Origin of the sequence: Acidocella sp., assembly GCF_036489515.1 — a bacterium.
Classification (GTDB): Bacteria; Pseudomonadota; Alphaproteobacteria; order Acetobacterales; family Acetobacteraceae; genus Acidocella.
The window spans coordinates 22,974-32,820 of the sequence record NZ_DASXFO010000094.1; the positions used below are offsets into that span (position 1 = coordinate 22,974).

General features: G+C 64.2%; 10 protein-coding genes and 1 tRNA gene. 4 read left to right on the forward strand and 7 right to left on the reverse strand.

The window, feature by feature from the left end:
- Window positions 1-17: 17 nt before the first annotated feature.
- The 4 genes from VGG47_RS13950 to ftsE form a co-directional block, all read right to left on the reverse strand.
- Window positions 18-653 carry a lysophospholipid acyltransferase family protein gene (locus VGG47_RS13950; protein ID WP_331539584.1) on the reverse strand — a complete coding sequence of 212 codons (636 nt, stop codon included), beginning with the start codon at window positions 651-653 and terminating at the stop codon, window positions 18-20.
- A 59-nt stretch (window positions 654-712) separates the two neighbouring features.
- A complete protein-coding gene (locus VGG47_RS13955; protein ID WP_331539586.1) occupies window positions 713-1,345 on the reverse strand; it encodes a YdcF family protein in 633 nt (210 codons plus the stop codon).
- A gap of 170 nt (window positions 1,346-1,515) precedes the next feature.
- Entirely contained in the window at window positions 1,516-2,403 is an 888-nt protein-coding gene (locus VGG47_RS13960; RefSeq protein ID WP_331539588.1) for a cell division protein FtsX, read from the reverse strand.
- Window positions 2,396-3,076, reverse strand: coding sequence for a cell division ATP-binding protein FtsE (gene ftsE, locus VGG47_RS13965; RefSeq protein ID WP_331539590.1), 681 nt, complete (start codon window positions 3,074-3,076; stop codon window positions 2,396-2,398). The genes VGG47_RS13960 and ftsE overlap by 8 nt, the downstream gene beginning before the upstream one ends.
- A 128-nt stretch (window positions 3,077-3,204) precedes the next feature.
- Between ftsE and VGG47_RS13970 the strand changes: the two genes are divergently transcribed.
- Window positions 3,205-3,618, forward strand: a complete 414-nt coding sequence (locus VGG47_RS13970; protein ID WP_331539592.1) for a zinc-ribbon domain-containing protein — start codon at window positions 3,205-3,207, stop codon at window positions 3,616-3,618.
- Between the two features lie 148 nt (window positions 3,619-3,766).
- On the opposite strand, the gene VGG47_RS13975 is transcribed toward VGG47_RS13970, so the two are convergent.
- On the reverse strand, window positions 3,767-4,690 hold the full coding sequence (locus VGG47_RS13975; protein ID WP_331539594.1) for a cytochrome c oxidase assembly protein: 924 nt from the start codon (window positions 4,688-4,690) through the stop codon (window positions 3,767-3,769).
- Window positions 4,683-5,174: an Lrp/AsnC family transcriptional regulator gene (locus VGG47_RS13980; protein WP_331539596.1), complete on the reverse strand. Its 492-nt coding sequence runs from the start codon at window positions 5,172-5,174 to the stop codon at window positions 4,683-4,685. Before VGG47_RS13980 ends, VGG47_RS13975 begins: the two co-directional genes overlap by 8 nt.
- Before the next feature lie 226 nt (window positions 5,175-5,400).
- On the opposite strand from VGG47_RS13980, the gene trxB reads away from it, so the two are divergent.
- Both trxB and VGG47_RS13990 read left to right on the forward strand, forming a co-directional pair.
- The gene (gene trxB / locus VGG47_RS13985; protein WP_331539610.1) at window positions 5,401-6,369 is read left to right on the forward strand and encodes a thioredoxin-disulfide reductase; all 969 of its coding nucleotides are present in this window, start codon (window positions 5,401-5,403) and stop codon (window positions 6,367-6,369) included.
- A gap of 11 nt (window positions 6,370-6,380) precedes the next feature.
- Complete coding sequence (locus VGG47_RS13990) at window positions 6,381-7,277, forward strand: LysR family transcriptional regulator (protein ID WP_331539612.1); 897 nt, start codon at window positions 6,381-6,383, stop codon at window positions 7,275-7,277.
- Window positions 7,278-8,043: 766 nt separating this feature from the next.
- On the opposite strand, the gene VGG47_RS13995 is transcribed toward VGG47_RS13990, so the two are convergent.
- A tRNA-Gly gene (locus VGG47_RS13995) sits at window positions 8,044-8,117 on the reverse strand.
- Window positions 8,118-8,411: 294 nt separating this feature from the next.
- Between VGG47_RS13995 and metZ the strand changes: the two genes are divergently transcribed.
- Window positions 8,412-9,602 (forward strand): O-succinylhomoserine sulfhydrylase, encoded by a 1,191-nt coding sequence (metZ, locus tag VGG47_RS14000; RefSeq protein ID WP_331539598.1) that lies wholly within the window; start codon window positions 8,412-8,414, stop codon window positions 9,600-9,602.
- Window positions 9,603-9,847 lie beyond the last annotated feature (245 nt).

Below are 9,847 nucleotides of genomic sequence, written 5' to 3' on the forward strand. Positions count from 1 at the left end.
TTTTTTGCTCCTTCGCTTTAACTTCCGCCGTAATAAACGCTGGTGAGTTCCGTGATGATTTTGTCACGCGGTAATCCTGCGGGTAGGGGGGGCAGAAGCCTGACACGCACGGTGCCGGGTGTTTTGGCGAAGGCGCGCGGTCCCCAGCAAGTGCCGGAATCGGTGGCGGCGGGGAGCACCGGCACGCCGGCGGCTTTTGCCAAAGCGACGATGCCGGGCTGCAGGTCGACGCGCGCGCCGGGGGCAACGCGCGTGCCTTCGGGGAAAATCACCACCTGGCGCCCGGCGGCGGCGGCGGCGCGGCAATCCTGTAGCAGTTTTCGCAAGGCCGGTGCGGCGCCGTCGCGGTCCACAGGGATCATCCCGGACGGTGCCAGCAACGGCCCGAACACGGGGATTTTCCGCAATTCCGTTTTGAACACCAAAGCCGGATAAGGCAGTGCCACCAGCCAGACCAGAATATCCAGGGCGGATTGGTGCTGTGCGGCGATGATCGCGCCGCCGGGCGGCAGGTTCTCCAGCCCCTCAACGCGGACTTCGATGCCGCAGCACAGCCGTAGCGTGGCGAGGCAGATCCGGGCCCAGAGTTGTGCCAGAGGCGTCAGGCGTTGCGGTGCCACGACACGCAGGCCCGTGCCCCAGAGGCTGAGCATCAGCCCTGAGCCGAACATCACGAGGTTGAAGGTGAGGGAGCGGAGGAAGCGCAGGGGAGTCAGTCCATTTTGATGAAGATCACCGCGACCCGGCGCAGGCCGAGGCGGACAACAAGGTATTTGGTGTATTCACTGCTCAATAGCCGGATTGTCGGCAGGCTGAACAGATCGTTCATGGCGGGCGGCCGTACCGGGGCGGGGATCAGCCTGATCCCCGGCAGGTGCCTGTGCATCTCCAGCATGGCACGCGGCATGTGATAGTCGGCGGTGACGATGATCAGCGTCCGCAGGTGGTAGGTATGAGCCCAGTCCGCCGCCTCCAGCGCGTTGCCATAGGTGGTACCGGCCATATGGCCAAGGGTGATGTCGCCGGCATAGCGCGTGGCGGCGCTGACGTCGTCGGACGTGAAGTCGCCGAGATAGGTGCCGCGTCCGGCGCCGGAGATCAGCAGCCGCGGCGCGTCATGCTGCGCGAGCAGCGCGAGTCCGGCGCTCACCCGGTCGTCGCCACCGGTCAGCGCGACGATGCCGTCAGCCCGCGGCATGGGATTCGGCGGTGAAACGGTTGCCACATCGACGAGATAGAGGGCGAAGCCGACCACCCAGGCGGCGCAGAGCAGCAGGACCAGCCGATAGAATTGGCGCAGGACGCTGAAATGCGGGCGGCGGTGATAGAGCGGGCGGCGAGTCATGGGAGCAATAGCGAAAGGGAAGGACTACTTTTTGTGAACAAAAAGTAGCAAAAAAACTTTGTTATGCTGGGCCATGGGCTTTGTCCCCGACAACGCCCATGGCCCAGCATAGCAAAAGTTTTTGCGCCGCTTTTTGAAAAAAGCGGCTGCTTTCCTCTTTCTGACATTCTCTAAGCCAACCGCCGCAGCCAGCCGTGCACGGTCAGCTGGGCGGTACTCCAGCCGATCGCCGCGGCGGCGAGTGGCAGCACCGGCAGGGACACCCATAAAGCCGGTGGCAAGCCCGGAACGATGCTGTCCGGCGCAAAACCGGAGAAGGGGGCGGCCAGTGACGCCAGCCAGACCAGCACCGGCAGGGCCAAAACCCCGCCGATCAGCGCGCCGACGACGGTGAGCAGCGTGGCGCGGGCGGCGAAGCTCGCGGCGATGTCGGCATCGAGGGCGCCAAGGCCGTGAACGATCTCGATCGCCTCGCGCCGCTGCGCGAGGCCGGCGCGGGTCGCCACCGCCACCACCGCGGCCGCGACCAGGGCTACGATCACCAGCACCGCGGCGGCGCTGTCCTGCAGGCTGGAGGTGAGGGAAACGACCCGCGCCGCCCAGGCCGAGCCGGTGCTGACCAGCGTGCCGGGCGCTATTTTCTGCAAGGACGCGGCCAGTGCGTCGGTGTTTTCCGCGCCCTGCCATGTGGCGGTGATCACCGCCGGCACCGGCAGCGCCAGTTGCGCGACATCCGCGCCGAGCCAGGGCGCCAAAAGCTGGTTCAGCTGGTCGGCGCTCATGATGGCGGCGCCGGCGATGCCGGGCGCGGATGACAGCGCCGCCAAGACCGCTGTGGCCCGGCTCTGCGCGCCCGCCGCATCCGGCGCCTGCGGCTCGGTCACTTGCACGGTCAGCGCGCTCGCGGTGTCGCTGCGCCATTGCGCCGCCAGCACCGCGCTCGCCAGCGTGCCGGCCAGGGCCAAGGCGGCAAGAAAGCTCATCGCCGCCACCAGCACCGGCAGCAGCCAGTCGGTCAGCCCGGTGCTGAGGCCGAGATGGTCCTTGCGCTTAACCATGGGCGATCAGCTGGCCATCGGCCATTTCCAGCCGCGGCGCCGGATAGCGCTCCACGAGCCCGGTATTGTGGGTGGCGATGATCACCGTGGTGCCGAGCTGGTTGAGTGCCGTGATCAGCATCATCAGCCGCTGCGCCTGTTCGTCGTCGAGATTGCCGGTGGGCTCGTCGGCCACCAGCAGCTTGGGCCGGCCGATCACCGCGCGGGCGATGGCCACACGCTGCTGTTCGCCGCCGGACAATTCGTCGGGCCGCGCCTCGAGCCGGCCGGACAACCCGACCCAGCGCAGAATCTCCGCCACGTCGGCGCGGATATGCGCCTCGCTGCGCCGCGCCAGGCGCATCGGCAGCGCCACGTTGTCATAAGCGGAAAGATGGCCGAGCAGGCGGAAATCCTGGTAGACAACACCGATCCGGCGGCGCAGCAGCGCCGCGTCCCGCCGGGAGAGTCGCGCCACATGCGTGCCCATGATGTCGATCCGGCCGCGGCTGGGATGCTCGGCCAGATAGATCAGCTTCAGCAGGCTGGTCTTGCCGGCGCCGGATGGGCCGGTGAGCCAGCGGAACCCGCCATCGGGAATTTCAAAGGTGAGGCCGCGCAGCACCGCGGTCTCTGCGTCGTCCTGCCTCGCCGGGTGGCGGTAGCGCAGCCAAACATCTTCGAACCTGACCATCCCAGTCCTAAACTTTATCCGCGTCTCTTTCTGCCGTGTCAGGGCGGCGTGCGGCAAGGCGGAAACCGTGCTTTCTGCTGTTTCCGGAGGCTCGCCCGGCGTTATTGCGTGGCGCGGGCAAAACTGTCATGCGGGTCATTGCCATGCGTCTAACATGCCCTCACTGTTCCACCGAATATGACATCCCGGATACGGCCCTGGCGGCCGGCCGGCGGCTCCGCTGTGAGCGTTGCGGCCACCAATGGCGGCAGGAGGCGGCGGAGTCTGCCGTGCCGGAACCTGCTGCGCCCGAACCTCAAGCCTTCGTGCCGCCGGAAGCTCCTTCAAGGCCCGACCACGTCACCACCGAAAACCTGCCGAAATTCCTGACCAAACGCGATCACGCAGCGCGCGGCGATGAACCGGCGCCACCGGAACGCCGCCGCAGCATCGGCGCCGAATCCCAGCCCCGGTCCGCACCCCGCTTGCGTTGGTGGATCGTGCTGCTGGTGGTGCTCCTCCTCCTCATCATCGCCGGGCTATTCGCGCGGCACAGCATTTAGAGCGAAGGAAAGAAAAGGCTTCTTTTTGTGAACAAAAAGAAGCAAAAAAACTTTATTATGCTGGGTCATGGGCGTTGTAGCCGACAACGCCCATGACCCAGCGGAGCAAAAATTTTTGCGCCGCTTTTTTAAAAGCGGCTGCTTTTTTCTAACGCCCTGTCCACTTCGCTTCATATATTTTCGCGCCGGGCGGCGGGACAAAATGCTCCTCGGCTTTCTGATCGGCGAGGCGCAGCGCGTTCAGCCCGATGATCAGCGCCGCGGTGTTCATCATGCCCGGCGGAATCCACTGGATCAGTCCGCCCAGCATCTGGTCGTAGGCCGGGCTGATATTGGGGAAGATGCGGCCGCATAGCGTGTAGAAGGCGTACAGGTCGCGCGTGGTCAGGGCGATATAGGCGCTGATCACGATCTGCGGGAACATCACCAGGAAGCCGGCGGCGGCGCGGGTGAGATAGGAAAACCGCGCCGGTGGGTGGGGGCGCGGGTCCAGCACCACCAGCCAGAACAGCAGCCCGCCGGCGAGGCAGGAGAGGTTCATCACCGCATACAGGGTTGGATTGATCATCGCGACGAAGTGCACCGCCGGGATCAGCCAGAGATCGGTGGTGAGCAGAAACACCGCCATCGCCGGGACCGGGTGGCAGAGAAATCTTACGCCGCGTGTCGTGGCGAGGGCGTCGAAGGTTTGGGTGAGCCAGGAAGGTGCGCCGCGCCGCAGCACGTCCGGCATCCAGCCGATGGCGATGCCGAAGGGCGCCACCATGCCCAGCATCACCGCCTGGATGCGGTTCAGGAAGAACATATGCTGCGCGAAATATTCGAAATGCGTCTGCAGCACGAAATAGATGCCGGCCAGCCCGGCGAGGAAAAATCCGCGCCGCGCCGGTCCTGGCCGGTCCGGCCTCGCGGTGCGGGATAATCCGCGAAAATACCAGAGCAGAGTGAGCCAGCAGGCGCAAAAGACTGGCGCGTTGAAAACGAAGGGGAACAGATAGGGCAGCCGGGCGGGAAAGACCCTGCAGGCCAGATCGACGAGGATCGCGGCCAGCAGGATCGAGGCCTCAGCCATGCGCTCGTTCCATCGGCACGCCGGCCAGCGCCCGGCTGGTGCGGATCGTCTGCAAGGTCTGCACCTTGGCGACATGCACGGCGCCGGTCAGCTTGGCGGTGAGCTGGTTCTCATGCACGGCGTCGCGCGCCACCAGCTTGAGCAGGAAGTCGCCGCCGCCGCGGATCATGTGGCATTCCCGCACCTCCGGCCAGGAGGCGACCAGGGATTCGAAACCGTCCAGCACCACCTGCTTCTGGCTCTCCAGCCCGACGATCACGAAAAAGGAGATCTGCCAGCCGAGCTTCTGGCCGTCGGTCTGGGCATGGTAACCTTGGATATAGCCCGCCTCCTCGAGCCGGCGCACCCGCCGCAGGCACGGCGGCGGCGAAATCCCGGCGCGCCGGGCAAGCTCGACATTGGTCATCCGGCCATCGCCCTGAAGTTCCGAGATAATCCGGCGATCGATCTCGTCGAGATTGATGGGGTCTGGCTCACGCTGCATGATTAGTCCTGATGATCCGTAGGTTGTCTTGCGCAATATAATTTCTGTGAGACGGTTTGCCCATAGCCGTTCAGAAACAAGCCCGCCCCGACAAACAACATTTTGTGCGCGTTAAAGTGGCAACACATCATGCATATATAATCTGGAAGCGGGCTTAACGACTTGTAACGGCGTCACGTGAGCGGATATGTAAGCCCGCGACCTAATGCAGCGGATAATGACGACCATGGCTGAGGCGAGAAAGATCCCGGTACTGATCATCGGTGCGGGGCCGGCGGGATACACTGCCGCAATTTATGCGGCCCGGGCGAATCTCGCGCCGGTTATGATCGCCGGGCTGCAGCCGGGCGGTCAGCTCACGATCACCACCGACGTGGAAAACTATCCCGGTTTCGCCGAAACCATCCAGGGCCCCTGGCTGATGGAGCAGATGGCGAAGCAGGCCGAGCATGTCGGCACGGAGATCCTCTACGATCTCGTCACCGAGGTCGATTTTTCCACCCGGCCGTTCCGTGTCTGGACCGATGGCGGGCTGGAATTTGCCGCCGACGCGGTGATCATCGCCACCGGCGCGCAGGCCCGCTGGCTCGGCCTGCCGTCCGAGCGGCGCTATCAGGGCGCCGGGGTTTCCGCCTGCGCCACCTGCGACGGGTTCTTTTACCGGGGCAAGCGCGTGGCGGTGATCGGCGGTGGCAACACCGCGGTGGAGGAGGCGCTCTACCTCACCCATCATGCCAGCCACGTGACGCTGGTGCATCGCCGCGACCGCCTGCGGGCCGAGCGGATCCTCCAGGACCGGCTGTTCGCCAACGACAAGATTTCCGTGGTCTGGGACCATGAGCTGGACGAAATTCTGGGCGGCGGCGCGCCCGCCGTGGTCACCGGGATGCGGCTGAAGCATGCCAAGACCGGTGTGGCGCAGGAATTGCCGGTCGACGGCGTGTTCATCGCCATCGGCCATTCGCCGACCACCGAAATTTTCGCCGGCCAGGTGACGAGAGATGACGAGGGCTACATCGTCACCCGGCCCGGCACCACCGAAACCTCCATTCCTGGCGTATTCGCAGCGGGCGACGTTCAGGACAAGATCTACCGTCAGGCGGTGACGGCCGCCGGCACCGGGTGCATGGCGGCGCTCGAGGCGGAGCGGTTCTTGAGCAATATCCCGCTTCAGGTCAGCGAGGCAGCAGAATGACAAGTCAGAAAATGGATTGGGACAAGTTGCGCGTCTTCCACGCGGTGGCGGAGGCGGGCAGCTTCACCCATGCGGGGGATACCCTCAATCTTAGCCAGTCGGCGGTATCGCGGCAGATTTCCGCGCTGGAGGAGGCGCTGTCGGTGCCGCTGTTCCATCGCCATGCGCGTGGGCTGATCCTCACCGAACAGGGCGAGGCGCTGAACCGCACCGTGCGCGAGGTGTTCGCCAAGCTGGCGATGACCGAGGCGTTGCTGGCGGAGAGCAAGGAGAAGCCGGCCGGACGCCTGAAGGTGACCACCACGCATAGTTTCGGCGTCACCTGGCTGGCGCCGCGGCTGAAACAGTTTCTCGCCCAACACCCGGACGTGACCGTGTCGCTGCTGCTCGATGACAGCGATCTCGACCTCGCGATGCGCGAGGCGGATGTGGCGATCCGCATGCATCCGCCGCGCCAGCCCGACTTGGTGCAGCGCCATCTGGGCGAGATCCGCAGCCAGATCTGGGCCTCGCCGGACTATCTCAAGGCCCATGGCACGCCGCAGAGCGCCGAGGATCTCGATAATCACAAGCTGATCCTGTTCGGCGACCGCAAGCCGCCGGTGCTGGATGTGAACTGGCTGGCTGAGGTCGGCCGCAAGGACGGCACCCCGCGCCGTGGGCTGATGGAAGTGAACTCGCTGCAGGCGATGCTGATCTGCATCCGCGCCGGCATGGGCATCGGTGCTGTGCCGGACTACCTGGTGCAGGATCAGACCGGGCTGGTGGCGATCCTGCCGGAAGTGAAGAAGCCGAATGTCGACATGTACTTCGTCTATCCGGAGGAACTCCGGAACAGCAAGCGCGTCTCGGTGTTCCGTGACTTTCTCGTGAACAGCATTTCCGAGCGTAACGGCGCCAAGCCGTAATTCCCAGAGATTTGGCGGGTTTTGCCGGTGGGGCGTTAGATGGCGCCGCCCGGGCCCCGGCAACATTACTGTTTTAACACTTAATAATCTTTTGTTGTGGCCTATATACAACATGTCCGGTGTGAGCCGGACGTCGTCCGGTCCCAAGGGGCCGGATTGGGACTTTGTCCCAACGTCTCCCAGACGTGAAGCCTCCCTGTTGACTTGACCCGTCGGCCCTGAGGCTGGCGGGTTTTTTTGTGGCGGTGCGGGGGGTTTGGAGAGAGGGAAGTGGCCGTTTTTCGAGCCAAGCGGCGCTGAAACAGCGCGGCCCTGGCGGTAGCGGGAATCGAATAATAACAAATATCTATATGAAAAATAGCCTATTTCCTGAATTCTATTTTACATAAGGCCCCCAATAAAGCCCCAAATCCAAATTGCTGCATCTAACGGTAATGACCCTACGACTAGGGGGCGTCGCAGATGCCCCCTGAACTGTGTCGAAACGTTCCTTTGTTCGACCACAAGCGCACCTGTTCCTTCGCCCCGACCTACTGCCGAACGGCCACGGCGCGCAGGTAGTGTCAAGGATGGCCGCATCTTGCGGCCATCGCGCGGAGCGGCGCGAGGCGTCCTTGACTGGTGGCTTTTTAAGGCCCCCAAATTAGGCCCCCATCTTCCGCGGTTGCAGGCAGACGGAGGCAGTCACTGCCAACCAGAAACTGACCAAAAGTATCTGAAATCAGGGGTTTTTTCAACCGTCAACGGACATCGCCAGACGGGAAATTGGAGCGGGTAGCGGGAATCGAACCCGCGCATCGAGCTTGGGAAGCTAGCAGGCTACCATTACATCATACCCGCGCTGCCCCCTCCATAGTCTGGCGGCCCACACCGCGCAAGCGGTCCAACGTGGTAAGACCCGCGCAAGCGCTCCGACGGCATTGACCGCGCCAGCCGGCCGCGATAGCGGTGGCTGACCTCGTGATTTGTCCGGCCGGATTGCGGCGAGGCTGGCGTGGGTCCTGCTCTAAGGACCGGCGTTGGGAGCAAAACAAGCGCGCTAAAGAGGCTGTGACCCTGTATGACCGGCAGTTCGCCGGAGCAGGCGTCATGTCTTCCCGTGGCCGGGCGTCTTGTTGAACGAAAGGCCGCGCCATGTCCGATCCCGCTCCGAAACTCCGTCCCGCGACTCAGCTGATCCATGCCGGGCGCATCCGCTCCAATCTCGACGAGAACGCCGAGGCGCTCTTCCTGACCTCCGGCTTCGTCTATGAGAGCGCCGACATGGCCGAGGCAGTATTCGCCAACCAGCTCGAGCATTTCCAGTACTCGCGCTTTGCCAACCCGACCGTGAGCATGCTGGAGCAGAAGCTGGCCGCGATCGAGGGCGCGGAGGCCTGCCGCTGCACCGCGACCGGCATGGCGGCGGTGAGCGCGGCGATGCTGTGCGGCCTGAAGGCGGGTGACCGGGTGGTGGCGGCGCGGGCGCTGTTCGGCTCCTGCCACTGGATCGTCAGCACCTTGCTGCCGCAATACGGCATCGCGACCGAATTCGTGGACGGCGCCGATCTGGACGCCTGGCGCGCGGCGCTGCGCCGGCCGGCGGCGCTGGTGCTGCTGGAGAGCCCCTCCAACCCGATGCTGGAGATCGTCGATTTTCGCGCGGTGAGCGGGCTTGCCCATGAAGCCGGCGCGCTGGTGGTGGTGGATAATGTGTTCGCGACCCCGCTGCTGCAAAAGCCGTTCGAGCTCGGCGCCGATGTGGTGGTCTATTCCGCGACCAAGCATATGGACGGGCAGGGCCGTGTGCTCGGCGGTGCCGTGCTCGGGACCAAGAAATGGATCGAGGAGGTGTTCCAGCCGTTCTTCCGCAACACCGGCCCGTCGCTCTCGCCGTTCAACGCCTGGGTGATCCTGAAAGGGCTGGAGACGATGGGCTTGCGCGTCGCCGCGCAGTCGAAATCGGCCGAGGCGATCGCCATTTTCCTGGAAGCCGCGCCGCAGGTCGCGCGCAGCCTGTACCCCACCCTGCCCTCGCATCCGCAGCGGGCGCTGGCGATGGCGCAGATGAGCGGCGGCGGCACGCTGGTGACTTTCGAGCTGAAGGGCGGCAAGGCGGCGGCCTTCGCGATGATGAACGCGTTCCGCATCATCAGCATTTCCAACAATCTGGGCGACACGAAATCCCTCGCCACGCATCCGGCCACGACCACGCATATGCGCATCGGCGCCGAGGAGCGGGCCAGGCTCGGCATCACCGACGGTACCGTGCGGCTTTCGGTCGGGCTTGAGGATGTTCAGGACCTGACCGACGATCTGACCCAGGCTTTGGAGAAGATTGCCTAGCCATAAGGCGGGCTAGGGCAGGCAAAGGAAAAAGGGCTTCTTTTTGTGAACAACAAGAAGCCAAAAAACTTTGTTGATCTGGGCCCGTGCAATTTCAGCGCCTCAGGCCCAGGTGAATAATCGTTTTTGTGCCGCTTTCCTCGGGCCGAAAACCTGTTGGCAGGGGACGGAGGTCTTGTTATTCAGACGCGAATCCCCCCTGGAACCGGAGCTTTGCGATGCCTGTTACTGCTTCTTTCACCCGT